Genomic DNA, 24,466 nt, shown 5'->3' with positions numbered 1-24,466 from the left:
TTAGGGGCGGTCTGTTTGCGTCAGTCGCGCGGGGCGGCGATGCGTCCGGTCCATGCGTCGAAATCGGTGTGCAGTGCCTGAAACCGGGCGCGGGCGGCGGTGTCGGTGGTCAGCGCCGTGCGGCTGGCGATGCGACAGACCGTGCGCAGGTATTCGGCGGCGGCGCTGGCGCTGAACTGTCCGCCGGGAAATCCGCAGCGCAGCGCCGCGAAGGTCTGAAACCGGGGATCATTGCACAGGATGCCAGCCTGTTTTGGCGCGGGCATTTCGGAGAATGGGATGCGACCCGTCACTGCGCCGCCCTCGACCTGAGTTCGTGATTGATGGCGACGGCGTTGTCACGTTCCTCAATGCCGGTGTCCGGATGGTTCCAGATAAATTTGCAGGCAAGCCGGATTGTGTCGTCGTCAAAATGCACCAAATCGGCGAGCACGGCGCGGGCGTAAAACAGCGCGTCCGTGCCCGCCTGCTGACCGCCGGTTGGGTCGGTGTGAGTGGTGGTGGCGGTCATGTGGGGGTCCGGTCTGGTGGGGAAAGAAAGAGCCGGGGGCGCAAGGCCCCCGGCAGGTGCCGCAGCGCACCCCAGGGAGGAGGTTGGCAGTGATTGCTGCGGTTGTGGCATATCAGATCCATATCCCGGATCCGATGGCGCGCAGGACGGCGTAGGCCGTCGCGGCGATGGCCAGAATGGTGCTGAGGATGATCAGAACCGAAACCGCGACCCCGTCCATCGGGCCGCGCCCGGCCTCGGCCCCGGTGATCAGTGGATCATCGAGCGACTCGGGGGTGCGGATGGGGCCGGTCATTGGATAAACTCCGCGTCCGGACGGACCGGCAGGTCGCCACGCAGGATCATTATGCCCGTGCCGACCTCGGTCTGGTTCCAAATCGCATCGATGATTTGGTCGCTGCTGGGGTCCAGGTCGCAAACCTCGGCCAGAAGACCGGCAATCCGATCGGCCTCGGCCACCAGAGCGTGCGCCATGATCAGCAGGCAGTTGGCCCGGGCGCGGGTTGCATCGTCGTGCAGGGGGCTGGGCTGTGTCATGCTGCGTCACCGCCGGTGGGGGCGGGGCGCATGGCGCGCAGGGCGTCGATGGCGCGGCGGGTGGCCGGGAAGGCGGCGATGCGGGCGGTGTCGATCGGGTTGGCGCCTTGGATCAATCCGTGCGGGCCGGGATCGGGCGGGCCGGTGAACTGGTCAAACAGAGGTCGGGCGATCCGCCGGGTCGCGGCGCGGGTGACGGGATGGCCCTGCGCCTCTTTGAGAGTGAACCAGGCGTTTTGCAGCACAGCGGGAATGATGCGGTCGCCGTCTGTCGGACTGAGCGCGGTTGCGCGGGCCTCAAGGATCTGGTCGGGGGTGGGGTGCATGGGTGCTTCCATCTGGGGTGATGGGGTAACAATTGTGGACAAAACGTCCATTGTCAAATCATAAATGGACGATTTGTCCATGCCTAATCAGTTGACGCCAATTAGGGAAAGTGAACATTATGAGAACATATAAGGGATTCTAGGAGATTCGAGCATGCCGCGATACAGCGTCAGCGACCGGCTTTTGTTTCTTTGGTGTGATTTTTGGGGCGAGAGTGTTGACGCCGCTTTTCAGCGCCCGATGTTTTCAAGGTTGCGCAAGGCAGAGGTAACTTTTTCAGGAATCCCGGTCAGACGGCCTCGGTAAAGGTAGTCCATCGAAACATCCCAACGTTCTGATATTCTGAACCCCATGTCAGCGTTTAGCGGTTTTTTGCCTTGGATTATCTTTGAAAAACTCGATGGGTCTATGCCAACAGTCGCGGCAAACTCTCCATCTTTCAACCCGCTCGAAACCAAAACGGCCTCTACCCGGATGCCAACACCATCAAGGTCAATCTTAGGAAGGTTCATGCGTTTGATCATGACTGCATTGAGCGCTAACTGGACGAAACTTCCATAAAAGTTTCATCCATGGTTGACACATGGACGATTCGTCCATTATCGCTTGCTCATGGACCAAATTTCCTCTGTTACTGACCTGATTAACTTGTGGCCACGCCGCGCCGATGTTGCGGCGGACGTTGCTTGTCACTTCGGAAGGCAAGTCAGTGCGGACCAAGTCCACAAGTGGGCGCGTAAGAACTGTATACCGGCAATGTATCATCGCGCGGTCATCCAAGCTGGCGAGATGAGAGGGTTTCCTGTTTCTGCAGACATGATGGTGGATCTGCACGACAGAACTGTGCCACAGGATGCGGCCGCATGATCTGCCTCGCCTCGTCATCCATCTCCTGCCAGCCCAAGATCGCTAACGAGGCGCCGTTCCCCTTCTCCAAGCTTTCGCCAGCGCCTTTGTCCTTTTTTGAGGTACAGCAAGCGGATGATGCGGCATTGCAGGCCGGTACTGCGGGCACGCCCCCCGAAACGCTGCGGGGTGCAGCATGAGCACTGCACCCCGTCCCGCCCTTTCCGCTGTTGCTCCATCAACTGTTCCTTCACAGGACAAAGGTGGAGCAATTATGCGGAAAAATCTTGCCAGAAATTTCATTGTAGATTCAAACGGTTCGATGGATGGGCAGCATCGGTCGCGGTCGCGGGACTGGTTTGCGGCGCTGTTGTGGCGCGCGTTTCCGGCTGATTCGGAGGCCAGTCTGGCCTATCAGGCCGCGCCGGTGCTGGGTGTGTCAGAGCGGCAGGTCCGGAATTGGCTGCGCTGCGAGAATGACGCGTCGCTGACCTATGTCACTGCCGTTCTGGTGTTGGCCGGGTTCGAGGCGTTGTTCGAGACCGGCGGGCGGGCGGCATGACGCTGGTGGTGACGCTCTTGCGCGGTTTGTCGGTGCGTATCCGGGCGCAATTCTGGTCCGGGCGCGCCTTCATTCACGAGACGATGGCGCGCGGGTTCGCATTTCGGACGGCGCGGCATGAGCGGCTGGCGCGTGAGGCGCGGTCGCGTGCGGAAAAATTTTTCCGCACGCTTGATCGGTGGCGGTCCTGATGGCGGTTCGCATTCTGCCAGGTGCCGAGGTGCTGCAGGCGCTGCGTGATCAGGGTCTGACCGTTGTGGCGATTGCCGAGCGGTATGGCGTTCGCCGCGCGGCGGTCAACACTGCGTTGGCGAAAGCCCGCGCGCGGGGTGTCAAGGCGCGGGCCGACGCACAGCGGGCGGCGCGGGATGCTGCGGTTGTGGTGCCCGAGGTCGCGGCCCATCCGGATCTGACGGTTGAGCGCGTCGCGGCGCTGATCAGCACCACGGGACGCTATTGCGAATTGTGCGCGCTGGCCGCGCGCTGGGACGAGCCGCTGCGCCGGGTTCAGGGTTGGTGGCACAGGGTGAGGGTTTCACAATGACGGTAAAGAGGCACACCTGCGTTCTGGTCACCGATGCGGACCGTGCTGCGGTGCGTTGGTTCCATGCCGAGGGTCTGACCGACGCGCAGGTCGCCGCGCGCATGGGCTGCACTGCGGACCGGGCGGCGCGGGTGCGGCGAATGCTGGGTCTAAGGGCGCACCGCGTGCGGGCGTCGCCGCTGCTGGCACGGCGGGGGCTGTATGATCAGGGGTTGTCGGATTCCGAGATCGCGCGGCGCGAGGGCTGTTCGGCTGCGGCTGTCACGGCCTGGCGCAGGCGCCTTGGGTTGGCGCCGTATTATGCCCCCGGTCGGGATCTTGCGATACGTCTGACGCTGTATCGCAAGGGGCTGACCGATCAGCAGATTGCGGACCATCAGGGCATCTCTGGTGCGACTGTCCGCAGTTGGCGGATAAAGCTGGGTTTGGCGGTGAATCGGTCGCCAGATGAAACCCATCCCGTGCGGCTGCAACTGTACCGCGACGGTCTGTCCGATGTGCAGATTGCGCGGCGGCAGGGGGTGGCTGCCAACAGCATCGGTTCCTGGCGGCGGCGGCGCAACCTTGCGCGCAATGTCGCGGTCACGGTGGCCCGTGCGGCACCGGATTCTGATCCGGCAGCGCGCATTCCCAATCTGCCGGTGGTGGGTGCGGACAAACGGGCCACCGATCTGCTGAATGCGGCGGAACGGGCTGTTCTGCACGGTCTGGTGACGCTGTACCGTCACGACAGCCCGCCGATTCCCGAGGACTTGGCCGGGCGCATCATGGCCGCGCGGGTTGCGCAGGAGGTGCGGGCATGAGCGCGCATTCGTCCCGTGCCATCGGGCGGCACCCGGATCCGGTCGGATTTCGGCGCGAGCGCTGGCCCGTCGGTCACGTCAATTTCGAGGTGATCGATCACCCGCAAGATTGCGTCACCTTTGCCCTGCGGGCGGATGTGGACCGGGGCGACGGCAAGCTGCCCCCGGCGCTGTTCTCGGCGCATGTGCCACGCGGCATGGCCACGCAGTTGCGCAAGCTGGCGCATCGTCTGGATGAATTGGAGGGCAAGCTGTGATCGATCCCGTTTCAATCTCGCATATCCGGCCATCACGGGCCCCGGATTTCGTCATCGGGGCGGGTGAGCGTCCGTACATGCTGCGCTGGTATATCCTGCCGAGGAACGAAGTCTTTAACGTCTACTATCACGTGATTCTGCACGATCATCCCTGGCCGAGTTTTTCGATCATGATGTCTGGCGCGATGTGCGAGGTGACGCCTGATGGTTCCCGTCTCATTGGTGCCGGAGATTGCGTTTATCGCGGTCCAGAGTTCTCGCATCGTCTTGAGCTGATTGATGGGCTTCCTGCTGAGACGCTGTTCATCACTGGGCCCAAGGTTCGGGATTGGGGCTTTCATTGTCCCAAGGGATGGGTCCACTGGCAGGAGTTTGTCGATCCGGGTGATGTCGGATCGGTCGGGCGGGGATGTGGGGAAATGTCGTGACGCAGATTCGCGCTGTTCCCACACTGATCGATGTGGCCGGTCTGCCCGAATATCCGATCTCGGCATCCGTGCGTCTGGACAGCCATGAATTCATCGCCTGGGAGTTCCGCCGGTTTCTGCAAAGCGAATTCCGCTGGACCGCTGATCATCAGGTAAAGAGTATCTGGTTTGATCTGATCCAGCAGGCGCATGAGCAGACGCCCGTCGGGACGCTGCCGGTCGATCATGCGCGTTTGGCCCGCATGGTGCAGCCGCCGGTCGATCCGGTGCTTTTCAGCGGATTGGCCGCTTTGGACATCGGTGTGCTGTATGGGTGGCGCAAGTGCGTTTGCGACAACGGCGATGTGCGTCTGATGCACGACACTGTCACGCGCGTGGTCATCAATGCCCTTAGCCGCAAGGAACTGAACGCCGCGCGGACGGATGGCGCCTCGACCCAGAAACGGCTGGTGCGGCTGGCTGAAACATTGGCCGGGATCGCTCCGGCCATCGCGATGGAACCGGCGCAGGTGCGCTGGGTCGACGCCCATATCCGCGACGCGATGGAAGCGGACGGCAACAAGAAGCGCACACAGGAACAGTTGCACGGCGCGATTCAGGCCTGCCTTGAAAAGGTCTGCGCCGGGTTCTTTCGCAAACCTCCGAAATAGGGCGGACATGTCGGTATGTGTCTGCGGACAGATACGGACATGTCCGGACAGATAACCAGACATGTGGCGGACATTTGCGGGCTATCTGTCCGCCACCAAAAGACAAGACATGAAATGGAAAGACAGGTTGCGCCGCACGGACGCAGGCGTGGCGATAGATCGAAAACGAGCAGGCTGAGAAAGGGGACAGGACGATGACGGACAGGACAGAGACCAACCGGGACCGTGTGCGCAGGCTGTTGATCACGCCTCTGGACGATCTGGGTTATCAGCGCCCGGCGGGGATCAAGGACGCACCGTGGCAGGCAGAGCGGGTCAAGCTTTGCGATGATCTGACCTATCTCAGCGATGACAGTCTGCGGGTGTTGTGTCAGATGTTGCGGACCAAGGGTCAAGGCAAGCGGCGCGGCGAGTGGTTGCGGCGCGGGCCGATTCTGAGTTTTGCGCAGATTGTCCAGGCCCGTCCGGTCGAGGAAATGCCAAACCTCGTGAGTTGGTTTCGGTCAGTCGAGGGACCACGCGCCGAGCGTCAGGGGGTGTTGGTCAACGAGTTCGAGTTCTTTGCCCGCCACCACCGCCCGCCCCTGAACGATGGCGAGCACCGCAAGATTGCCGAGTCAGCGCAGCGCGATGTGCGTTTGGTGCAGCTGGCGCAAGAGGGCCGGGTGCTGGATGCTGAGGACAGCGCGCGGTTGCAGCACTGTCTGACGTCAGCGCTTTTGGGACAGATTTGAGGATTTGAACAACGGAGGATTTCTGGTTCATCGTAGCTTTCAAGGAGCGAAGATGAACAAGACATCCGGAACGTCGAAGGACGCAGCTGACAAGCTGGTCAAGAACATCCGCCGCAAGACGCGGCAGACCTATTCTGCAGAGGAGAAGATCCGCATCGTCTTAGCTGGCCTGCGCGGTGAGGAAAGCATTTCGGTGCTATGTCGGCGGGAGGGTATCGCCGAGAGCCTGTATTACAGCTGGTCGAAGGAGTTCCTGGAGGCTGGCAAGCGTCGCTTGTCTGGCGATACGGCGCGCCAAGCCACGTCGCCGGAGGTGAAGGAGCTTCGCTCTGAGTCTTTGGCCCTGAAGGAATGCGTGGCCGATCTCACCCTGGAAAACCGTCTGCTCAAAAAAAGTATGACAGGGGCTGGGGAGGTGGAGGAATGAGATACCCTGCAACCGAGAAGCTTGAGATCATCCGCACCGTTGAAGGTTCGCATCTGCCCACCAAAATGACGCTGGATATGCTGGGCATTCCGCGCACGGCTTTCTACCGCTGGTATGATCGCTACGTCGAGGGCGGGTTCGATGCGCTGGCCGATCGGTCTCCTCGACCAGGGTCGGTCTGGAATCGAATACCCCAAGACCGGCGCGATGACCTGATCGAGTTTGCGTTAGAACATGAGGCGCTGACGACACGTGAACTGGCGGTCAAATACACCGATGAGAACCGGTATTTTATCTCGGAATCATCGGCTTACCGCATTCTTAAAGCAGCTGATCTGATCACGGCGCCGGACTATGTGGTGATCAAGGCCGCGGACGAGTTCACGGACAAGACCACGGCCATCCATCAGCTCTGGCAGACCGACTTCACCTACTTCAAGATCATCGGCTGGGGCTGGTATTACCTGTCCACCATCCTCGACGACTACAGCCGCTACATCATCGCCTGGAAGCTTTGCACAAACATGCGGGCCGAGGACGTGACGGACACGATTGAACTGGCTCTGAGCGCATCGGGCTGTGACCAAGCCGTCGTCCGGCACAAGCCGCGCCTGCTGAGTGACAACGGGGCCTGCTACATCTCTGGCGACCTCGCCAAGTGGTTGGGAAATCAAAAAATGGACCACGTTCGCGGGGCACCATTCCATCCGCAAACCCAGGGCAAGATTGAGCGCTGGCACCAAACTATGAAGAACCGGGTTCTGCTGGAAAACTACTACCTGCCCGGCGATCTCGAACGCCAGATCGGGGCCTTCGTAGAGTATTACAACAACGCGCGATACCACGAGAGTCTCAACAACGTCACGCCCGCCGACGTCTACTTTGGGCGCGACAAAGCCATCCTCAGAGAAAGGAAGAAGATCAAGATACTGACAATCCGCGAACGCCGCTTGCAACACCAAAAACAAGCCGCATAATCAATCACACAAACGAGCCAGAGCCTCCAATGCTCAAGCCGCTCTGATGTCCCATTTTATATGACGACGGACAGTCAATGACTTCGAGGCTGCGTACTATCAGGCCAACGCCACCTGAATGACATACCACGTGCGGCTGCGGTATCCTACCGCGGCTGCACAACGGGCACCCTTCCGCCCGGACCGGCTTTGTTCCACAAATCCTGTCGGAATTGTCAGGTTGTTGATGTCGGGTTGAGTTCGTTGGTGAAGCCCAAAATCAAACAGTCAACTCGTCAGTATAGCCCGTGGTGTTTCGGGCAGACAGACTGGCTGACTGGTCATGCACGGACGGAAACCGCTGCGCTTGGCGCGGGGATTGAAACGGCCCATGATTTTCTCGCGCCGTCTTGTATGGCGGTGGGAGCCCTCGCTTGGGTTGTTCAATCCCTAATGCTGACAATGCTCGATGCCGAGTGCGATCTCCCCCTTCGCCGCGCCGTAGGATCGCAGCTTAGGCTCGGCAGAGAGCCGTGTGTCTCTCCGCCCCGCCACAAGTCTGCTCACTACAGTTTTTCCTGCCATCCTGCGGTTTGTGGCGATCGCGCTATTTCGCGGTCGCGCGGCTACATGGACTCCGCGTTCGTGCGCACCAGAGGATTACGTGGTCGGCACCGTTCCGCCATCGATAACATATTCGGCTCCGGTGATGGTGGCTGCGCGGTCCGAAGCAAGGAAGGCGATCAGGCTCGCGATCTCGGCGGGTTTCGAGGGGCGCCCGATTGGGATTCCCCCTAGGCTGTCCATGATGATGCGGCGCCCTCCCTCGAGGTCGGTGTCTGCGTCCGCGGCCACGCGTTTCGCCAAGCGGACCGAGGCCTCGGTCTCGATCCAACCAGGGGCCACGCGGACCACGCGGATGCCCTTGGGCGAGACTTCCTTGGACAGGCTCTTGCTGTAGGTAGACAGGGCCGCCTTGGCGGCGGCATAGGCTGTGGTCGCCTCGGGCAGCGGCAGCAGGCGCTGGATCGAGGTGACGTGGATCACCGCTCCCGCGCCCTGCGCGACCATGCCCGGCACCAGTGCGCGGTCGAGGCGCAGGGCAGGCAGGAGGTTCAGCGCCAGTTCGGCTTGCCATTCAGCCTCGCCCAAAGCCGCAAAGCCGCCGCCGGGGGCCGAGGAGCCGCCCAGCATGTGAACGATGATGTCCGCGCCGCCCATCCGGGTCTGCACTGCCGTAGACACGGTTTCGCATCCTTCCAGCGTGGTTAAGTCGGCGGCAACGAAAAGGTCGTCCGGCAGGCCCGCGGGAGGCTTGCGCGCCGTAGTCATGACCTGTGCGCCCAGTTCACAGAACAGCGCCGCAGTCGCCGCACCCGCGCCCTGAGTTCCGCCTGTGATCAGTGTGCGCTTGCCCTTTAAAGTTACGAATTCCGACATCATCCGATCTCCAGGTCCGTGATGCGGTCGCCGTTCAAGCCGAAGGTGAAGGTCAGCACCGCAGGGCTTCCGGGAAAATCGCCAGTGACGTTCGCCTGGACCACGGTCTTTCCGCAGGCCTCGGTCGTGCCCATGGGTTCCACGTGGTGGCGATACTTCGCGTTCGCGGCGACCCACCAATCGCTGATCGCCTGCGGGCCACTGTGACTGCGTCCTTCGTCATGGACGATGGCATCATGGGCAAAGGCCGCAGCAATAGCGTCACGGTCCTGCGGCGCTCGGGCGGTGAAATAAATGTGGATCGGAGATGGGAGTTTCATGGAGGTCGTCCTTTCGATTCTCGTCATGGCCAATATATGGCTGGACTGCTGTGCAGATAATCGGGATAAATTGGCATCTGACGATGACAGAATCGGGACAATGGAAGCAGGGCTGAAGGGTCTTGAGGCAGTGATGGCCATCGCGCGGCTCGGGTCGTTCCGGGCAGCGGCGATCGATCTCGGCATGTCGACCACGGCGCTGTCGCACACCATCTCGCGCTTGGAGACCAGTCTTGGCGTGCGATTGTTCAACCGCACGACGCGCAGCGTCTCGCTGAGCGATGCAGGACGGAAGTTCGTCGAAGGCATCGGTCCGGCGGTGTCCGAAATCCGCATCGCAATGGAGACAGCGCAATCCCAACGAAGCAGACCGTCGGGGCTTTTGCGGATCAACGCCTCTAAGCAGGCGGGGCGCGAGATCACGCCGCTGGTTCTGAACTTCCTGCGTCGCTTCCCCGACATGCAGATCGACCTGGTCACCGAGGGACGGCGGGTCGACATCGTGGCCGAGGGATTCGACTTGGGTCTCCGGCCCGCCGATCTGGTGCCCCGCGACATGATCGCCCTCCCTCTGGGCAGGCCGCAGCGCTATGCCGTCGTGGCCGCGCCCAGATGGATCGCGGACCACCCCATACCTCTGACCCCGGGTGACCTACCGTTGGAGGATTGCCTTCGCGTCCGCCTGCCCAACGGTGCGCTGTTCCGCTGGCACTTCGAACGCAACGGCGAAACCGTGCAGATCGAGGCCAATGGCCGTTTGACCTTGGACGAGGCCGCGATTGCGCGCGCCGCCGTCTGTGACGGAGCCGGGATCGGCTTCTTTATAGAACAGGATGTGGCCGAGGATATCGCCACCGGCCGAATGGTCCGCCTTCTGGAAGACTGGACCCCGGCGCGTCCCGGTTTCAGCTTGTATTACCCAAGCAGACGAAATCCGTCGGCGGGGTTCAGCGCGTTCCTCTCCATGGTCCGTGACGCAGCGGCTGGGCAGGTCAAGCAAGCCAGACTGAAATAGGCGACGAGAACGAACTGGCCCGCCGGGCAGGGCGAGGCGCAACGTTTTGCGGCAGCCCCTCGCAGCCGGGACGGGAGATCTTGCACACAGAAAACGTCCGGAAGGTCCGGGTAGCGGGTATCTGACTGGTAAGAATGCTGCGCGTTGCACCAATGCCCGCTCCGACGGGCCGCAACGCGGCATTATAGGGATCAGATGGATGTCCGGTGTGGGCCGATCGCAACGGCGCCAATCAAGGGCGGAGAACTGCCGTTAGCTGCACCTGCGAAAGTTGCATGTCAGACAGGCAAAAGCGGCCATTCAAGCCCTCGCGGTCCGCAGCCCACATGCTGCGCTGCGGACCAAGGTCAGCAATGCGCAGGAAGTGACCTTTGCAAACTCGTGGACAGCGACCTGCGCGACAGGCATGATCGGCCCTTAGAGGACGTTGAACTCGAATACCGGCGCTGCGGTGCAGAACCATCAAACAGCCCTCCATATGAGCAAACTGAAATGGCATCATGTCCTACCATCATCGTGCCAAACCACTTGAATTCGAATGATTGCAAATACTACCAGACTGTACAGACATACCCCAAATTATTTTTCGAAATAGATCTACAACTTCTTTTTAATCACCACCTTCAAAGTACCTTGACCTATCGATAGCTGAAAACAGAGCTTCTCGACGGGTGGGTGTCCTCCGAACTCCGCCGCCCCTACTCGTCAATGCGGGTCCTGAATTCAAACGTCGCGGTTGATCCTGGCAGCACCTCGCCAGTGCATTCCCACCTTATCCCACCCACGTAACCGACCGTCGCCGTATCAGGCAGCGCGAGGGTGCATTCGGTCCCGCTGCCGATTGTGAGCGTTTGTGTAATCCCGCCATCGAGGCTCGTGTAGGGGGGGGTGTGATCGTGGATCTGGACTCCGCGCACGGGTTCAATCCCGGTATTCACAATGCGGATCCTGTACAGAAGAATATCGGCAGGCCCCCCGCTGTTGGAATGCGTTTCGCCGGTCATCCGGGTCAGGTTTTCGACCGTTTTTTCGACGATGATCCCGCCGCCACTGCCGATGATAACGCGGTCGGTGTTGTCAGCCTGCACCGTGGCACTGACATCATCAAACGCGGTGGTCGCAGTGAGCCGATAGGTGACGGCGGCACCATCCGGCAATCCAGAACCCGTGGCAACGCGCGACAGGATGCAGATACGGTCGCCAGTTTCCACGGCAAAGGGTGCGGAAATGACAGCTCCGAGGGTGCCATCGCAATCCTCGTCATGAAACAGTGCAACACTGGCCGCGCCCTCGGATGGAAGGCTCAGGTCTTCGACGGAAAACGTGACGCTGCCCTTGCTGCCTGCAACGTAGTCGTGAAGGAGAACGGCGATCTGCCCCGATTGCGTATAGGTGACGGAATCTTCGGACAGCCGCGGCACGGGGATCAGGCCCAAGGCAAGGTTGCTCACGATGCTGTCGCTCGCGAGGTCCAGAAGAATCGCCCCATCGTTTGGCGGGGATGGCACGATCGCAGGCGAGCCTGAAGTGCTTTCGGAGATCGCCAGCATGCCGTCCGGCACCACCACCCTCGCGATTGCAGGCCCCTCGAAACCAGGTGGAAGATCTACGGACCAATTGCCAAGGTCATCCGTCATCGTCACCGCGATGGTCTGCCCCTCGGGCGTCTCGATCCTGACCGATACCGTTGCCAAGCCCGCCTCGCCACCATTAAGCGCACCGTCATGGGCACTGCCGTTTCCTGCGCCGGTGTCGGCAATGACCTGGCCCGAAAGCCTGGGGCGTGGTGTCCCGGACAGGGCGACAGCGTGATCCTCGACCTCGCCGTCCGGAGCAATCTCGATGGGATCCAGGTCGGCTTGCGTGGACCAGCGGAACCGCGCGAAGCTGGCCCCTGGCCGTGCGTTGGGGGGAACAACCACGGACAGCGAAATCACCCCGGCCCCGTTTGAGGTCACATCATTTGCGATTTGTTCGCCCGCCCCGAAGGTGCCGTCTCCGTTCCAGTCGATCCAGGCCTGCAGATATCCGGCCTCTCCTCCTGTTTCGCTCACGCTGATCTCGACGGTCTGGGTCGTGCCAACGGGCAAGGGCGGCAGAACAACGCCATCTTCGTCGTCGATCCCGCTTTCGTCATCCCCGGTGGCCGTCGCGTTTGTCTGCGGCGCCGACTCCGTATCTGGCACGGCAGAGCCCATGAACAACGTCTCATAGATCAGATGGTAAGGGCTGCCGTAATTCGCCGTTGCGGTGCCATCGGGTGCCGGGCCTGAAACCGGGCAATCCGCGTAGTCGGTGCAGATTGACGTCACCCCCGAAATTGACGCTTCCGCCTCTCCGATCCCGACGCCGAAAAACCCGAGTAGAGGATCAACGGTAAGGTCCAGAATCGGAGAGATCGCATCCACCAACAGACCGCCGACCAGATCCCCCACCAGAGGTTCGATCGTCGTATCAATCAGCGGACCAACCAGATTTCCCAGACTGTCTTCAACTTCCACGTCAAGGTTTTCCGCAAGGGTTCCGATGAGATCGCTGAACGATGAGGCGCCATCCCCGATGGCCTGCCTTTGCGGATAGGGTGGCGAGAAGAACAACGTCTCGCTTGTTTGCGGCGCGCTCTGCGCAAAGGATTTCACCCGCACGCCCGCGCTTTCCTGAACCAGACCTCCAAACAAGGAGACGTCAAGCTCGGCAACGGTCGCGAAGTCGACATCTGACTGCGCGATCGGCCGATCGCGGTTGAAGAATATGGCGTCGTCGATACCGCCCAGAAACAGGTCGATTGCACTGGGCGCAAGAATGACGCTGGCCGTCTTCGTCGCGGGGTCGGCCGACAGGATCGTGCCGTCCACGCGACCGAATTCGAAATAAAGATCAACGTCCCCCAAAGTGACATCTGTCGCGATCAGCCCCCCGACAAGTGCGCCGAGAGCACCGTCCAGCACAGCGGTATCCAGCTCGATATCGGCCAGATCCACGGAAAGTTTCGCGCGCACGGTCGAGGTATGGAACTGCGTTCCAGCCCCCCCGCATTCGAAATGGGGCGGCTCGACAACCTGCAGCAATATCTCTGCTCCGCCAATGCCGAATTGTTCCAGAATGGCGTTGTTAAGCGCGATGGGCTGTGTCGTGGTCACGACGTTTTCATAGTTGTAAAGTTGGATCGCCCCACCGATCAGGTCCAGTGCATTCAGCTCCAGCGTCGCCAAAGACCCTTGGGGCAAGCCGATCGTGATGAGGTCAGCCAGATTGATGGTCTGGTTCAGCTCGGCGATCGGCACGCTCAGGGCATTCAAGGCGTTCACCAACGCGGTATCACCATCAGCCTCTGCAACTGCGGCCGAGGCTTGGACAAGGTCCAGCAGGGTCAGGTCAACATTGGCGATCTGCCCCGGATCAGAAACCGTGACATCCTGCCCGTTTTCACCAAGAAGGCCCAAAAGATCAATGTTGGCACCGGCCATCGCATTCCAATCCAGAACGCTCAGGCCGACATCGGTGCCAAGCAACCCCGAAAGGATGGGGCCCAACAGCTCTGACTCGCTGGATTCCACACTGGCCATTCGGGGGCCTGCGAACACGCAGGCAGCCCCACAAGACTCCTGCGCCTGTGCCACGTCAGCCCCCGATAGCGAAAAAAACGCCAACAGAAAAACAACCACTTTCGTTCGCACCGCCTTGAAAAGACGGAGCAACCTCTGGGCAGGCCAGCAATATGAAATTGAGCGATCCATCTGAGTTCAAACCCCGCTACGGTCGATACCGTGGCTGTCCGGGACAACAGCGCAATGATAGGTTGGGCAATATTAAAAAACGTCTACTTGGTATTCCGTTACAAAATTCTGAACCGGGAGCCTCATTTATTGTGCGACCAGCGAAATAGGCGAGTGCCTCGTCAATCCTGCCAAGATCTAATTATCACGGAAAATCTAATCGGTCCCTGCCCATTGGTATGACTTCGATCTCTTAAGGATAGAGGTTCATGAAGGCCAACCGAGATTAATTCAGACAACATTAGAACGTAGCAGGTTTTCATTCGGTTTTCGAAAAAGACAAGGCTTGTTTGACATGCAGCGAATGACCGGTTTCCGCCCTTCGTGTCGGAGCCCCGCGTCATGCTGCGCCAGGCACAAATGTCGTGGAAGGGCTGACAGCTGCCATCGGGCAACCGGGATCTCATGTGATTTCGCTGCGGATGTGCTGCCGCACCGCCGCAAGGCGGCTTCGAGCCCAATGTGCTTGTTGCTGAAACGTGCATCAAGGAACGATAAGCACCTATTGCAGTCCTTTGCCGCGGCAAGTCGGGCACTCACTGGAGATGACTGCCAGCGCGAATATACATCACGCGCCAGTTATGGACGCGCGATGAATCCTTCCATGGGCCTATATTGAACGCCGCGGGTTTGTACGCGCTTCGTCCAATGCTCGTTGTTGCCCGCGCGATACGGTCGCGATTGGTGTGCCAAACAGTGCGTTTGCAGTTGCAAAATCTTCAGGCGTATCAATCTCGGTCCAATTCATCCCTGTGATATCCAGCGCATGAAAAGGCATCCCTTTAGCGATCAGCCGCGCGTAGGCCGCTTCATAATACTCCTGCGCATTTCCTGCGTTTTCCATCATCTCTTTCAACTCGGCAAATAGCAGTGGGCCTGTAAAAGCGCTGATTTTCTCAATTCCAATGGACTCACCGAGTGCCGTTTTGGGGTCGACTGTTTTACCAATCTCGCGGACCCGCATTTGATCATCTGTGATCACTTTCACCTCTTCATCGGCCAGCGCGATGTTGCGGTCGATGCACAGGACGTTGGGCAATTCACTGTCCACCAATGCACGCAGGATCTTCGTGTCGAACACTACATCTGCATCGAATTTGATGAACTCGGCAGTTCCCACAACGGTTGACGCAAGCATCAGCGAATACCCTGTGTTGGTATCACGATACCGGTCATTGATCACATATGTGACGCGGATTCCGCGAAACGTTTTATCAACGAACTGTTTGATCTCGTCTGCACGGTGGCCCAACACCAAAACGAATTGAGACATCCCGCAGCTTAGGCAATTGCGGATCATACGTTCCAGGATGACAGAGCCTCCAACAGACAGGAGGCTTTTTGCGCTTTTGTCCGTTAAAGGGCTGAGCCGTGAGCCGATGCCAGCGGCCAGTATAACGGCCATGGGTGGGCGATTGTTGTCGTAATTCATGAGTTTGTCCTGACTTCATTAGCGATGTGGGGGATTATTTCTGGATGATGCTCTTTTGGTTTGCGTCAATATTCTTGCCGCGCTGCCATGATTTTAGGGTTCCCCAAATCACCTGACTTGCTGCGAAAATCCACAGCATTGGTGTGAGTTGGTCAAAAATGAGCGCCGCTGACAGCATGAAGATGAACACGCCTTCGTCAAATGCCAGAATCTTTGGTTGTTCCTTCAATAGCCATTTAACATTTGCCACGACGCCAAAGCCCAAACCGGCCACCGGTTCCTGCCGTTTCAGGTGTACCATTCTTGCGGGATATTCGGGATCAAGCGCGGTTTCGATTTGGAGCGCGATGTACTTCACATAGCCGCGCAGCCCATAGAACGCGATGCCGATCAGGGCGAGGAATACCGGCACGACGCTGAGCGATTGCGCATAGGCAGCATAACCAGCCGCCCCAAACCATAGCGTGATCTGGACCTGATCTGTTAAACGGTCAAAGTAGCTACCGACCGGTGACGACACTTTTCTGTAGCGGGCCATTTGGCCGTCCATGCAATCCAGAATGTGGCTAAGATGGATCAGGATAGCCGCGGCCATGAACCAGCCAAAACCGCCGATCAAAATGCACAAGGTCGCGGCGACAGCGACCGCAAAGGATGCGGCGGTGAGACGGTTTGGCGTAATCGCCGGAATATCAACGGCCCAATAGTTTGCAAAGATCCCTAATGGCGCGGTGACAAACGAAGACCACCATTCGTCCTCTTTGGTCTTTGTCGTCCAAAGCCGCGTAATCTTATCAGTCATGATAGGATCTTTGCCAACTTTGGCTTTGGAAGTGCCTGAATGGTTGGTTTGGCGGTCATCGGTCTGATAGGGGCGATACCGTCGACGGCTTTTGCCTGCAGTTCTAGCAACACGCTCCTCAACGTGCTGAGGAAGAATTGAATATCATGATCAGATAATTCGCCGATATTGCCAACCTGAAAGACTTTCCCGGCAAAACAGCCTTTGCCCTCGTAGATGATAATTGATTTCTCGCGCAGCTTGTCTCGCAATTCCCGGATATAGATCGACGGGGGCACCCTGACTGTCGTCAGGATCGCGCACATGTCCTCTTCATCCAGAACAAACTCAAGATTAAGCTTTCGCATACCCAGCCGAAGCTGGCCCGCGCGGGCCCGTATCCGTGCGAAACGGTTGGCGACGCCCTCGGACAGAATGTTGGTGAGCGCTTGATCAAAGGCAAAAAAAAGCGGAACAGCAGGCGTATTGGGTGTTTGGCTATGTCGCTTGAGAAAGCCGTAGAACGTCGCGAGGTTGAGGTATGTTGTCTTGGCGGCATGCAGTTTCAGCTTTTTGAACTGTTTCTTGCGCCCGATCACGAATGAAAGTCCGGGATATGACCCGATGGCCTTGGAGCTGGAACTAGAACAAAAGGCAATATTGCAACCTTCCATATCAACGACTTCGGCACCGACAGAACTGACGCCATCGACGACAAAGATCGCGCCATGGGCCTTCGCCATTGCACCGATCGCAGCGAGCGGGTTCAGCATCCCAGAGCAAGTCTCGTGATGGACCATCGCGATTGCATCGATCTTATGGGCAGCAAGGTAGGTCGCGATCTGGTCCGGATCGAAAGGCATTCCCCAAGGCTGTTGCAGTAGATAGGTGTGCTTGTTGTGAATGAGCGAGGTTTTATGCAAACGCTCCCCAAATTCGCCATTCGACAGGATCAGAATCGCGCCGGTCCCTACCACAGAGGACAAGATCGCCTCATTTGCGGCAGTCCCTGAGCCAGTGATAACAACGGCGCGGTAGCGGTCGCGTTTTTTAATTTCGAACAGCGAAAGCAGCTTTTGTTCTATGCTCGCCAATAGACCATCAAAGTCGGGTTCGCGGTGGCAGATGTCTTCTTTGCAGATCGCATTGCGAAGGGAAGCGGCCACATTGACGGGGCCGGGGGTGAAAAGCAGGTATTTGTCCAAAACAAGTTCAATCTTCTTCGACCTCATGTGCCTGGACACAAAGCCGCTACGCCCATGATATCTCCACGTGCGAGGAACGCGCGTGAACACCGAGAGGGCACAAATCGATTTCGAAAACACAGCCTGAAAAGATGCCGTGGAATATGGCGTCCGGAAATTGAACGCAGGCGGTTCTGAAAAAGACTTCACTCCACACATCTCGTGGAATTGGACATCATTGCGTGCTGAAAACCAGCGCACCGTCGGCCTAAAAAACCTATTCAAATGTCGTGGTAGGCAGGCAAGTTGCGCCGAAGCGGGTAACCTTGTCGCGTATTGTCTGCGATCCTGACTGATCGCGAAGATGCATAATTACAGAGCAAAAACGCAAATAGCAAGCGACCTATGCGGCGCTTGACTGGGCGCGTGCCGGGCCGTAGTCCACGGGTCTTATGGCCAAACTCATGCCACTCAGTGATCTAGCACCACACTATGACGGCATACTCTGCGACATCTGGGGTGTCTTGCACAACGGCGTTGCCGCCTTTCCGGACGCGGTAGATGCCTTATGCAGATATCGGGCACAGGGCGGGATAGTCGTGTTGATCACCAACGCTCCGCGGTCCAACCATGTTATCTATCCGCAACTGGCGCGACTTGGCGTCCCGCGCGAAGCCTTTGATGCCGTGGTCACATCAGGCGATGTGACCACATCGCTGCTGCAAAAGCGGCCCGACACGCCTTTGTTTCACTTCGGCCCGGTGCGGGACCAGTCTATCTTGGAAGGCCTGACACACCCATTGGTCGGCAGTCGGGACACCAAGCTGTGTCTACTGACCGGCCCTCTGGATGACGGGATTGAAAGCGCTGACATCTATGAACCGCTATTGCGGGAAATGCGGGGCAATGCAATCGATATGATCTGCGCCAACCCTGACTTGGTCGTGAGAAGCGGTCACCGCATAGTGATCTGTGCGGGATCAATCGCGCAGCTCTACGCAAAACTTGGCGGCAAAGTCACCTATGCGGGCAAGCCAGAGGCACCAATTTATCAAGCGGCCCTGACGCAAATGACCATCATTGCGGGGCGCACGATTTCAAAAAGTCGAATACTTGTTGTGGGTGATGGCTTGCCGACAGATATCAAAGGCGCTGCCCAGAACGGATTTGCCGCTTACTTTGTTGCGGGCGGCATTCATGCCACCGACATGGGTGACATGAAAACCCCCGAGACATTAACGCGTACTTATGGCCTGATCAGACATCAGTTTTCCGACCTCGAGCTTGCCGGTATCTGCGACCATTTGCGCTGGATCTGAACGAAGAAGAGAGAACCGAGATCACTCTTGCTAGCCGTAGTCGCAAGCGATTTCACCTTGCTCACTTCGGTCGCAATGCGACGAAACCCACCATTGGTAAAACTGCAGCGAATTCACACTTCGTCCGCTCTGCCGACCTTCACCCACCGAAAATGCTGCACGGTGGACGAATGGCCGGTCTGGTGAAGCTGCACCGCAGCGCTCGGCAATGAAGCGAACGGCAGGTCAGGGCCGGACGTGACTGACCTCACGCCGAGGGTCTGGTGTGGTGGGCAGGGCCGCTTTGGGCTGGGGGAAGCGATCGGCGAGCATGCTAGATCCGCTCTGCTTTTCTTGGACGATGTCCTGTGCCATCCGCCAATCATGGAAGTCGTCGCGTCGGTCAAGGAACATCCGCAGCGTACCAAACACCAACATTGATCCGGTGGGTTTGAGCACTCGCGCAACTTCTGTCGGCCATCCATCCGGCCATCGGTCCCAAGCCAAGGGGGTCTGTTCGTACGTAGGGTCGGTTACCACCGCATCGATGCTCTCAGACGGCATGCCTCGAAGCACCTCCATGCAGCTCCCATGGATCAGTTCACATCCCATATACGCCGTCCTCTATGCGATGGGGTTGCTCTTTGGCTCGTTGAATCTGTTTTCGCGGCTCCAGACTGTGCAGATGGGCGGGACGAACGCATTTCGGGTTGTCGCAGGAGTGGCAAACCAGCATTGGGCCGGGGTCGGTTCCAGTCGTCATAGCATACGATATTTGGTGTGCCCGGAATTGTGCCCGGTTTCTGGGAAGTCGGACCGGACCATACCCACGCCCCAACGACGCAAGCTGCCATTCCCAGCTCTCGCCCGACCTACCCACTGGCCCCCAAAAGTACCTTTCAAAATCTGGACTTAGCTTCCAAAGCGGGATAGATATTTCTTGCTGTGCCGGGTTTTGTGTGACTGTGCCGACATCTTGTGGCCGTTGTGGCCGCCTTGTCTGACGGATTTCGGGGTGTTCACCATCATTTTTCGCAGCGAAACCAACTGGTTGCCCGCGTGGTGGAATGGTAGACACAGGAGACTTAAAATCTCCAGGCGCAAGCCGTACCGGTTCGAATCCGGTCGCGGGTACCAGCGAACAAGGTCCGCTCAACGGGCCGCCACGGGCAATAACCGCGCTGATGACTGATATGACACCTCTTTTGGCTGTAGATGGCGGCGGCACAAGCTGCCGTTTTGCATTAATATGGGAGGGTCAGAGACTCGAACACGAAGGTCCGGGTGCCAACCTGACCAGTGATTTCGATGGTGCGGTTGCGGCCCTGTGGGAGGGGCTAGAGGCGCTGTCGGCCAAGGCGGGTGTGCGGCTGGATGTGTTGGCTGAGGTGCCGACCTATCTCGGCCTTGCCGGGATGATCAAGCCCGAGTTGGGGTCGCGTCTGGCCGATGCTATTCCGCTGGCGCGGCTGCGTGTGCAAGAGGATCGTCCAGCCGCCGTCGTGGGTGCGTTGGGTCTGCGGCGTGGCGTGGTGGCAGGACTGGGGACAGGATCGTTTGTCGCGCGTCAGAGCGCGGGTGGCATGGCTTTTGTTGGCGGTCACGGGCTGGTTCTGGGGGACGATGCATCCGGGGCGTGGATGGGGCGCAGTCTGCTTCGCCAGTCGCTGCGGGCGTCCGAGGGCATGTGTGACGCCACCGAACTGACCCGCGAAGTGATCGACACGTTTGGCGGCGCGTCTGAAATCATCCTCTATGCCCAGGCCGCGCGCCCGGTGGATTTTGCCCGTCTTGCGCCAATGGTTGTCGCGGCCGCCGAGGCCGAGGATGCGGTGGCTGTGGCGCTGCTGCAGGACGGCGCGGCCTATATCGAGCGGGCGCTGCTGGTGTTGGGCTGGCGTGCGGGTGAGGCATTTTGCCTGCTGGGCGGTGTGGCCAACGCCTACGCTGGATATCTCGGCGTCGAAATTCAGGCCAGTTTGGTGGAACCCGAAGGTCGCGCGCTGGACGGGGCGCTGGTTCTGGCGGAACGTTTCGCCGCCGAGGTTACGGCGTGACAATACAGGTGCTGACGGGCGCACGGATCTTTGATGGTGCCGTGTTGCAGGATGGCAAAGCCGTTGTCGTCGAGGGCGCGCGGATCATCGCGCTGGTCGATGCCGGGGCGCTGCTTGTGGGCGCGCAAGTAGTCCGGCTGAATGGTGGCATCCTCGCGCCCGGTCTGGTGGATGTTCAGGTCAATGGCGGTGGCGGGCTGTTGTTCAACGATTCGCCCGACATGGACACATTGCGCTGCATGGCCTCCGCGCATGCGCGGCTGGGGGCGACAACAATTCTGCCGACGCTGATCACTGACACACCCGATCGCGTGGCGGCTGCAGTCGGGGCGGTGCGCGCTGCGCTGGATCAGGGGGTGCCGGGGATTGGCGGGCTTCACCTCGAAGGGCCGCATCTTGCGCGGTCGCGCAAGGGTGCCCATGACGGCGATTTGATCCGGCCCATGGCCGCAGAGGATTTGGCTGTGTTGCAGGATGCCGCCCGGGATTTGCCGACTCTGGTGGTGACGCTGGCCCCCGAGAGTGTGACCCCGGATCAGATTGCCGCGCTTGTTTCGGCGGGGGCGGTGGTGTCGCTGGGCCACAGCGATTGCAGTCATGCACAGGTAACGGCCGCCGTGGCCGCTGGGGCCAGCATGGTCACGCATCTTTTCAACGCCATGAGCCCGCTGGGCAGTCGTGAACCTGGGTTGGTGGGGGGCGGCGCTGGGCGCGGGTGCGCTGCACGCGGGGCTGATCGCGGACCTTCACCATGTGCATGGGCAGACGCTCTTGCTGGCGCTGCGTGCCAAGGTCGGTCCAGGTCAGATCTTTTTGGTCAGCGATGCGATGGCCTGTGCCGGGGTGGAGTTGCCTGAATTCGTTCTGACCGGCCAGCGCGTGTTCCGGCAGGGCGGTCGCTTGGCGCTGGCGGATGGGACTCTCGCCGGGGCAGATCTGGATCTGCCGCAGGCGTTGCGCAATCTGATCGGGTTGGGTGTGCCGCTGGACAATGCTCTGGCGATGGCAACCGCAGCCCCTGCTGCGGCCATCGGGCGTACGGACCTTGGGCATATCAAGGTTGGCGGCGGTGCCGATCTGGTGCATCTGGACGACCACATGGCATTGCAAGCAGTCTGGCAAGGCGGCACATCGCTGCGCCTTGGTTAAGGCGGCTCAGCGCGTGCGGCGCAGGCGGATCACCACGTCGACACTGGCAATCTCGGCCCCGTCCGGGGCGGTGGGCAACCGAGCGATTTCCAGCTGGTCAAGCGGCGCATCGGTCAGTCGACCGTCCTCTTCCCAGTAGAAATGCGGATGATCGTGGGTGTTGGTGTCGAAATAGCTTTTTGAGCCATCCACCGTCACCTCTTGCATCAGACCGGCGTCGCAGAATGCCTTTAGGGTGTTGTAAACCGTCGCCAGCGATACCCGTGTGCCCTGATCACGGGCCGAGGCAAACAGACTTTCTGCCGTGACGTGCCGGTTCTGCCCGTCCCCGACAAGCAGAGCCGCCAGCGTCACACGCTGCCTGGTCGACCGCAGCCCGGCGCGGTCCAGCCAATCAGTTCCCCGTTGCGCGGCTTGCGGTGTCATGCTGTGTTCGGTCCTCTTGCTGTGTGATATATATATAGAGCGTCATCCACTGGAATTTCAAACGAAATTGCCACACCCTGGTGCGCGGAACAGCCGCATACGCAGGCTTGCGCCCTGCGCTGCACGAGTGCTAGACGGGGACGGATCGGAAAAACCAACACATGAGGCGTGGCAATATGGCCGACTATCCGAGCCAGTTTGACAAAGATGACCTGCTGAAATGCGCACGCGGAGAGCTGTTTGGCCCCGGAAATGCGCAGCTGCCCGCGCCGCCGATGCTGATGATGGATCGCATCACCGATATTTCTGGCGACGGCGGCCTGCACGGCAAGGGCCATGTTTTGGCTGAATTCGACATCACGCCCGACCTCTGGTTTTTTGACTGCCACTTTCCTGGCAACCCGATCATGCCGGGCTGTCTGGGGCTGGATGGCCTTTGGCAGCTGACCGGCTTTAATCTTGGCTGGCGCGGCTGGCTGGGGCGCGGCTATGCGCTGGGCGTGGGCGAGGTCAAGCTGACAGGCATGGTCCGGCCAGACCGCAAAATGCTGACTTACAAGATCGACTTTACCAAGGCGATCCAGACCCGCCGCCTGACCATGGGCGTCGCCGACGGTATCGTCGAGGCGGACGGCGAGGTAATCTATCAGGTCAAAGACATGAAGGTCGCGCTGTCGGAAAGCTGAACGACCCGATCCACGCCGTCAGATTTCACCGTCCCGTACCTCTTTGGGGCGCGTAGTTTCGATGTCTGTGCGTAGTGCGCCCGAGAAGATCAGATAGACCCCCATCAATCTGGTTTCGTGCAAAAGACCGTACTCGCAATGTGGTCCCAAACCGGCGCGTCCTGACTGTCCGCGCCGAAAACGCGGACATCGGCATCCCGCCAACCTTGCGTCTCTCCCCCGCGATGCCATACACAGTCAACACTAATTGCAGGGGAGTGCGCGCATGCGCCGTGTCGTCGTCACAGGCTTGGGTATCGTCTCAAGCATCGGGAACAACGCCTCCGAGGTTTTAGCCTCGTTGAAGGCCGGGACATCCGGTATCACCGCAAATGCGGATATGGCTGAACGCGGGTTTCGCAGTCAGATCGCCGGCGATATCAAGCTGGATGTAAGCGAACATGTCGAAAAGCGCACATTGCGCTTTATGGGGCCAGGGGCGGCCTATGCCCATATTGCGATGGCGCAGGCGATTGCAGACGCGGGATTGGAAGAGTCCGACATCGTGAACCCGCGTACCGGTCTTGTGGCCGGGTCCGGCGGACCATCGACCAGCGCCATGCTGATGGCGCATCAGGTGGTGCTGAATTCCGGCGCCCCAAAACGGATCGGACCATTCGCCGTGCCCAAGTGCATGTCGTCAACGATCTCGGCCAACCTTAGCACGGCCTACAAGATCAAGGGCATCAACTACTCCATCACTTCGGCTTGCTCGACCTCGCTGCATTGCATCGGCAACGCGGCGGAACAGATCATGATGGGCAAGCAGGACGTGATGTTCGCCGGTGGTGGCGAGGAACTGGACTGGACATTGTCCTGCCTGTTCGACGCGATGGGTGCAATGTCGTCCAAATACAACGACACCCCGGAAAAGGCGTCGCGCGCGTTCGACGCGGGCCGCGACGGTTTTGTGATCGGTGGCGGCGGTGGCATTCTGGTTCTGGAAGAGTTGGAGCACGCCAAGGCGCGCGGCGCCAAGATCTACGCCGAAGTGACAGGCTACGCGGCCACGTCCGACGGCCACGATATGGTGGCGCCAAGCGGCGAAGGCGGCGAGCGGGCGATGCGGCTTGCCCTGCAAACCCTGCATGACCGCAAAGTCGGCTACATCAATGCGCACGGCACCTCGACCCCGGTCGGCGATGTTGGCGAAATCGAGGCCGTGCGCCGGGTATTCGGCGAAGGCCAGACGCCGCCCGTTAGCTCGACCAAATCCATGACCGGCCACAGTCAGGGGGCCACCGGTGCGCAAGAGGCGATTTATTGCCTGCTGATGCTTCG

At 59.7% G+C, this 24,466-nt stretch carries 30 protein-coding genes, 1 tRNA gene and 1 pseudogene; 17 read left to right on the top strand and 15 right to left on the bottom strand.

Translation table 11 applies throughout. The annotated features are described in order from the left end of the window. Nucleotides 1-20 precede the first annotated feature (20 nt). The 6 genes from IMCC21224_RS26250 to IMCC21224_RS26225 form a co-directional block, all read right to left on the bottom strand. Entirely contained in the window at nt 21-293 is a 273-nt protein-coding gene (locus IMCC21224_RS26250; RefSeq protein WP_231582249.1) for a hypothetical protein, read from the bottom strand. Then, on the bottom strand, nt 290-511 hold the full coding sequence (locus tag IMCC21224_RS26245; RefSeq protein ID WP_047998504.1) for a hypothetical protein: 222 nt from the start codon (nt 509-511) through the stop codon (nt 290-292). The genes IMCC21224_RS26250 and IMCC21224_RS26245 overlap by 4 nt, the downstream gene beginning before the upstream one ends. Before the next feature lie 112 nt (nt 512-623). Beyond that, complete coding sequence (locus IMCC21224_RS26240) at nt 624-806, bottom strand: hypothetical protein (RefSeq protein ID WP_047998503.1); 183 nt, start codon at nt 804-806, stop codon at nt 624-626. Next, nucleotides 803-1,048 (bottom strand): hypothetical protein, encoded by a 246-nt coding sequence (locus tag IMCC21224_RS26235; RefSeq protein WP_047998502.1) that lies wholly within the window; start codon nt 1,046-1,048, stop codon nt 803-805. Before IMCC21224_RS26235 ends, IMCC21224_RS26240 begins: the two co-directional genes overlap by 4 nt. Next, a complete protein-coding gene (locus tag IMCC21224_RS26230) occupies nt 1,045-1,374 on the bottom strand; it encodes a hypothetical protein (protein WP_156178457.1) in 330 nt (109 codons plus the stop codon). Before IMCC21224_RS26230 ends, IMCC21224_RS26235 begins: the two co-directional genes overlap by 4 nt. Before the next feature lie 231 nt (nt 1,375-1,605). After that, nucleotides 1,606-1,887 (bottom strand): helix-turn-helix domain-containing protein, encoded by a 282-nt coding sequence (locus IMCC21224_RS26225; protein WP_053079245.1) that lies wholly within the window; start codon nt 1,885-1,887, stop codon nt 1,606-1,608. Between the two features lie 351 nt (nt 1,888-2,238). On the opposite strand from IMCC21224_RS26225, the gene IMCC21224_RS26215 reads away from it, so the two are divergent. From IMCC21224_RS26215 to IMCC21224_RS26165, 10 genes are all read left to right on the top strand, one after another. Then, complete coding sequence (locus IMCC21224_RS26215) at nt 2,239-2,421, top strand: hypothetical protein (RefSeq protein ID WP_047998498.1); 183 nt, start codon at nt 2,239-2,241, stop codon at nt 2,419-2,421. A gap of 74 nt (nt 2,422-2,495) precedes the next feature. After that, on the top strand, nt 2,496-2,783 hold the full coding sequence (locus tag IMCC21224_RS26210) for a hypothetical protein (RefSeq protein WP_047998497.1): 288 nt from the start codon (nt 2,496-2,498) through the stop codon (nt 2,781-2,783). Beyond that, complete coding sequence (locus IMCC21224_RS26205; protein ID WP_047998496.1) at nt 2,780-2,974, top strand: hypothetical protein; 195 nt, start codon at nt 2,780-2,782, stop codon at nt 2,972-2,974. Before IMCC21224_RS26210 ends, IMCC21224_RS26205 begins: the two co-directional genes overlap by 4 nt. Beyond that, a complete protein-coding gene (locus tag IMCC21224_RS26200) occupies nt 2,974-3,327 on the top strand; it encodes a hypothetical protein (protein ID WP_156178456.1) in 354 nt (117 codons plus the stop codon). The genes IMCC21224_RS26205 and IMCC21224_RS26200 overlap by 1 nt, the downstream gene beginning before the upstream one ends. Continuing rightward, nucleotides 3,324-4,130, top strand: coding sequence for a hypothetical protein (locus IMCC21224_RS26195; RefSeq protein WP_047998494.1), 807 nt, complete (start codon nt 3,324-3,326; stop codon nt 4,128-4,130). The genes IMCC21224_RS26200 and IMCC21224_RS26195 overlap by 4 nt, the downstream gene beginning before the upstream one ends. Then, nucleotides 4,127-4,387: a hypothetical protein gene (locus tag IMCC21224_RS26190; RefSeq protein WP_047998493.1), complete on the top strand. Its 261-nt coding sequence runs from the start codon at nt 4,127-4,129 to the stop codon at nt 4,385-4,387. Before IMCC21224_RS26195 ends, IMCC21224_RS26190 begins: the two co-directional genes overlap by 4 nt. Continuing rightward, complete coding sequence (locus IMCC21224_RS26185; protein ID WP_197089349.1) at nt 4,384-4,815, top strand: hypothetical protein; 432 nt, start codon at nt 4,384-4,386, stop codon at nt 4,813-4,815. The genes IMCC21224_RS26190 and IMCC21224_RS26185 overlap by 4 nt, the downstream gene beginning before the upstream one ends. Then, a complete protein-coding gene (locus IMCC21224_RS26180) occupies nt 4,812-5,465 on the top strand; it encodes a hypothetical protein (RefSeq protein WP_156178455.1) in 654 nt (217 codons plus the stop codon). The genes IMCC21224_RS26185 and IMCC21224_RS26180 overlap by 4 nt, the downstream gene beginning before the upstream one ends. Nucleotides 5,466-5,659: 194 nt before the next feature. After that, complete coding sequence (locus IMCC21224_RS26175; RefSeq protein ID WP_053079244.1) at nt 5,660-6,199, top strand: hypothetical protein; 540 nt, start codon at nt 5,660-5,662, stop codon at nt 6,197-6,199. A gap of 52 nt (nt 6,200-6,251) precedes the next feature. After that, nucleotides 6,252-7,603 (top strand): IS3 family transposase gene (locus IMCC21224_RS26165; RefSeq protein WP_156178281.1). Its coding sequence is split into 2 segments (ribosomal slippage): nt 6,252-6,588 and nt 6,588-7,603, totalling 1,353 coding nucleotides; the frame shifts between segments, so codons are not numbered across the junction. Between the two features lie 639 nt (nt 7,604-8,242). Here the strand turns inward: IMCC21224_RS26165 and IMCC21224_RS26160 are convergent. Then, nucleotides 8,243-9,022: an SDR family oxidoreductase gene (locus tag IMCC21224_RS26160; protein ID WP_047998514.1), complete on the bottom strand. Its 780-nt coding sequence runs from the start codon at nt 9,020-9,022 to the stop codon at nt 8,243-8,245. After that, nucleotides 9,022-9,342 (bottom strand): nuclear transport factor 2 family protein, encoded by a 321-nt coding sequence (locus IMCC21224_RS26155; RefSeq protein WP_047998490.1) that lies wholly within the window; start codon nt 9,340-9,342, stop codon nt 9,022-9,024. Before IMCC21224_RS26155 ends, IMCC21224_RS26160 begins: the two co-directional genes overlap by 1 nt. Before the next feature lie 100 nt (nt 9,343-9,442). Between IMCC21224_RS26155 and IMCC21224_RS26150 the strand changes: the two genes are divergently transcribed. Next, a complete protein-coding gene (locus IMCC21224_RS26150; protein ID WP_047998513.1) occupies nt 9,443-10,357 on the top strand; it encodes a LysR family transcriptional regulator in 915 nt (304 codons plus the stop codon). Nucleotides 10,358-11,055: 698 nt separating this feature from the next. On the opposite strand, the gene IMCC21224_RS26145 is transcribed toward IMCC21224_RS26150, so the two are convergent. The 4 genes from IMCC21224_RS26145 to IMCC21224_RS26130 all read right to left on the bottom strand — a co-directional run bounded on the left by IMCC21224_RS26145 (nt 11,056) and on the right by IMCC21224_RS26130 (nt 17,578). After that, on the bottom strand, nt 11,056-13,923 hold the full coding sequence (locus IMCC21224_RS26145) for a GEVED domain-containing protein (RefSeq protein WP_156178454.1): 2,868 nt from the start codon (nt 13,921-13,923) through the stop codon (nt 11,056-11,058). Nucleotides 13,924-14,743: 820 nt separating this feature from the next. Beyond that, the gene (locus IMCC21224_RS26140) at nt 14,744-15,565 is read right to left on the bottom strand and encodes a sugar phosphate nucleotidyltransferase (protein ID WP_047998488.1); all 822 of its coding nucleotides are present in this window, start codon (nt 15,563-15,565) and stop codon (nt 14,744-14,746) included. Between the two features lie 34 nt (nt 15,566-15,599). After that, the gene (locus tag IMCC21224_RS26135) at nt 15,600-16,367 is read right to left on the bottom strand and encodes a CDP-alcohol phosphatidyltransferase family protein (protein WP_047998487.1); all 768 of its coding nucleotides are present in this window, start codon (nt 16,365-16,367) and stop codon (nt 15,600-15,602) included. Beyond that, complete coding sequence (locus IMCC21224_RS26130) at nt 16,364-17,578, bottom strand: alanine--glyoxylate aminotransferase family protein (RefSeq protein ID WP_047998486.1); 1,215 nt, start codon at nt 17,576-17,578, stop codon at nt 16,364-16,366. The genes IMCC21224_RS26135 and IMCC21224_RS26130 overlap by 4 nt, the downstream gene beginning before the upstream one ends. 404 nt (nt 17,579-17,982) lie before the next feature. On the opposite strand from IMCC21224_RS26130, the gene IMCC21224_RS26125 reads away from it, so the two are divergent. Next, nucleotides 17,983-18,849: a TIGR01459 family HAD-type hydrolase gene (locus IMCC21224_RS26125; protein WP_047998485.1), complete on the top strand. Its 867-nt coding sequence runs from the start codon at nt 17,983-17,985 to the stop codon at nt 18,847-18,849. A 225-nt stretch (nt 18,850-19,074) separates the two neighbouring features. Here the strand turns inward: IMCC21224_RS26125 and IMCC21224_RS29100 are convergent, their stop codons facing one another. Continuing rightward, nucleotides 19,075-19,392 carry a DNA methyltransferase gene (locus IMCC21224_RS29100; protein ID WP_369796077.1) on the bottom strand — a complete coding sequence of 106 codons (318 nt, stop codon included), beginning with the start codon at nt 19,390-19,392 and terminating at the stop codon, nt 19,075-19,077. Between the two features lie 37 nt (nt 19,393-19,429). Beyond that, nucleotides 19,430-19,708: an HNH endonuclease gene (locus tag IMCC21224_RS29095; RefSeq protein WP_369796078.1), complete on the bottom strand. Its 279-nt coding sequence runs from the start codon at nt 19,706-19,708 to the stop codon at nt 19,430-19,432. Between the two features lie 173 nt (nt 19,709-19,881). Here IMCC21224_RS29095 and IMCC21224_RS26115 point away from each other — a divergent pair. The 3 genes and pseudogenes from IMCC21224_RS26115 to nagA all read left to right on the top strand — a co-directional run bounded on the left by IMCC21224_RS26115 (nt 19,882) and on the right by nagA (nt 22,034). After that, a tRNA-Leu gene (locus tag IMCC21224_RS26115) sits at nt 19,882-19,965 on the top strand. A 56-nt stretch (nt 19,966-20,021) separates the two neighbouring features. Next, nucleotides 20,022-20,885 carry a BadF/BadG/BcrA/BcrD ATPase family protein gene (locus tag IMCC21224_RS26110; RefSeq protein WP_053079246.1) on the top strand — a complete coding sequence of 288 codons (864 nt, stop codon included), beginning with the start codon at nt 20,022-20,024 and terminating at the stop codon, nt 20,883-20,885. Beyond that, a pseudogene (nagA, locus tag IMCC21224_RS26105) lies at nt 20,882-22,034 on the top strand (N-acetylglucosamine-6-phosphate deacetylase). Before IMCC21224_RS26110 ends, nagA begins: the two are co-directional and overlap by 4 nt. Nucleotides 22,035-22,040: 6 nt before the next feature. Here nagA and irrA read toward each other — a convergent pair. Next, the gene (irrA, locus tag IMCC21224_RS26100; RefSeq protein ID WP_047996606.1) at nt 22,041-22,460 is read right to left on the bottom strand and encodes an iron response transcriptional regulator IrrA; all 420 of its coding nucleotides are present in this window, start codon (nt 22,458-22,460) and stop codon (nt 22,041-22,043) included. Nucleotides 22,461-22,636: 176 nt separating this feature from the next. On the opposite strand from irrA, the gene fabA reads away from it, so the two are divergent. After that, nucleotides 22,637-23,146, top strand: a complete 510-nt coding sequence (gene fabA, locus IMCC21224_RS26095; RefSeq protein WP_047996605.1) for a bifunctional 3-hydroxydecanoyl-ACP dehydratase/trans-2-decenoyl-ACP isomerase — start codon at nt 22,637-22,639, stop codon at nt 23,144-23,146. A gap of 265 nt (nt 23,147-23,411) precedes the next feature. Further along, nucleotides 23,412-24,466, top strand: a 1,055-nt coding sequence (locus IMCC21224_RS26090) for a beta-ketoacyl synthase N-terminal-like domain-containing protein (RefSeq protein WP_047998483.1), incomplete at its 3' end; no start/stop codon positions are given.

Origin of the sequence: Puniceibacterium sp. IMCC21224, from assembly GCF_001038505.1 — a bacterium.
GTDB lineage: Bacteria > Pseudomonadota > Alphaproteobacteria > Rhodobacterales > Rhodobacteraceae > Puniceibacterium.
This window is presented reverse-complemented; position numbering and strand designations above follow the sequence as displayed.

What these genes read in the sequence shown, in the direction of transcription:
- IMCC21224_RS26245 (WP_047998504.1), bottom strand. Translation starts at nt 511, where the DNA reads ATGACCGCCACCACCACTCACACCGACCCAACCGGCGGTCAGCAGGCG.
- IMCC21224_RS26240 (WP_047998503.1), bottom strand. Translation starts at nt 806, where the DNA reads ATGACCGGCCCCATCCGCACCCCCGAGTCGCTCGATGATCCACTGATC.
- IMCC21224_RS26235 (WP_047998502.1), bottom strand. Translation starts at nt 1,048, where the DNA reads ATGACACAGCCCAGCCCCCTGCACGACGATGCAACCCGCGCCCGGGCC.
- IMCC21224_RS26230 (WP_156178457.1), bottom strand. Translation starts at nt 1,374, where the DNA reads ATGCACCCCACCCCCGACCAGATCCTTGAGGCCCGCGCAACCGCGCTC.
- IMCC21224_RS26225 (WP_053079245.1), bottom strand. Translation starts at nt 1,887, where the DNA reads ATGAACCTTCCTAAGATTGACCTTGATGGTGTTGGCATCCGGGTAGAG.
- IMCC21224_RS26215 (WP_047998498.1), top strand. Translation starts at nt 2,239, where the DNA reads ATGATCTGCCTCGCCTCGTCATCCATCTCCTGCCAGCCCAAGATCGCT.
- IMCC21224_RS26210 (WP_047998497.1), top strand. Translation starts at nt 2,496, where the DNA reads ATGCGGAAAAATCTTGCCAGAAATTTCATTGTAGATTCAAACGGTTCG.
- IMCC21224_RS26205 (WP_047998496.1), top strand. Translation starts at nt 2,780, where the DNA reads ATGACGCTGGTGGTGACGCTCTTGCGCGGTTTGTCGGTGCGTATCCGG.
- IMCC21224_RS26200 (WP_156178456.1), top strand. Translation starts at nt 2,974, where the DNA reads ATGGCGGTTCGCATTCTGCCAGGTGCCGAGGTGCTGCAGGCGCTGCGT.
- IMCC21224_RS26195 (WP_047998494.1), top strand. Translation starts at nt 3,324, where the DNA reads ATGACGGTAAAGAGGCACACCTGCGTTCTGGTCACCGATGCGGACCGT.
- IMCC21224_RS26190 (WP_047998493.1), top strand. Translation starts at nt 4,127, where the DNA reads ATGAGCGCGCATTCGTCCCGTGCCATCGGGCGGCACCCGGATCCGGTC.
- IMCC21224_RS26175 (WP_053079244.1), top strand. Translation starts at nt 5,660, where the DNA reads ATGACGGACAGGACAGAGACCAACCGGGACCGTGTGCGCAGGCTGTTG.
- IMCC21224_RS26160 (WP_047998514.1), bottom strand. Translation starts at nt 9,022, where the DNA reads ATGTCGGAATTCGTAACTTTAAAGGGCAAGCGCACACTGATCACAGGC.
- IMCC21224_RS26155 (WP_047998490.1), bottom strand. Translation starts at nt 9,342, where the DNA reads ATGAAACTCCCATCTCCGATCCACATTTATTTCACCGCCCGAGCGCCG.
- IMCC21224_RS26150 (WP_047998513.1), top strand. Translation starts at nt 9,443, where the DNA reads ATGGAAGCAGGGCTGAAGGGTCTTGAGGCAGTGATGGCCATCGCGCGG.
- IMCC21224_RS26145 (WP_156178454.1), bottom strand. Translation starts at nt 13,923, where the DNA reads ATGGCCAGTGTGGAATCCAGCGAGTCAGAGCTGTTGGGCCCCATCCTT.
- IMCC21224_RS26140 (WP_047998488.1), bottom strand. Translation starts at nt 15,565, where the DNA reads ATGAATTACGACAACAATCGCCCACCCATGGCCGTTATACTGGCCGCT.
- IMCC21224_RS26135 (WP_047998487.1), bottom strand. Translation starts at nt 16,367, where the DNA reads ATGACTGATAAGATTACGCGGCTTTGGACGACAAAGACCAAAGAGGAC.
- IMCC21224_RS26130 (WP_047998486.1), bottom strand. Translation starts at nt 17,578, where the DNA reads ATGAGGTCGAAGAAGATTGAACTTGTTTTGGACAAATACCTGCTTTTC.
- IMCC21224_RS26125 (WP_047998485.1), top strand. Translation starts at nt 17,983, where the DNA reads ATGGCCAAACTCATGCCACTCAGTGATCTAGCACCACACTATGACGGC.
- IMCC21224_RS29100 (WP_369796077.1), bottom strand. Translation starts at nt 19,392, where the DNA reads ATGCCGTCTGAGAGCATCGATGCGGTGGTAACCGACCCTACGTACGAA.
- IMCC21224_RS26110 (WP_053079246.1), top strand. Translation starts at nt 20,022, where the DNA reads ATGACACCTCTTTTGGCTGTAGATGGCGGCGGCACAAGCTGCCGTTTT.
- irrA (WP_047996606.1), bottom strand. Translation starts at nt 22,460, where the DNA reads ATGACACCGCAAGCCGCGCAACGGGGAACTGATTGGCTGGACCGCGCC.
- fabA (WP_047996605.1), top strand. Translation starts at nt 22,637, where the DNA reads ATGGCCGACTATCCGAGCCAGTTTGACAAAGATGACCTGCTGAAATGC.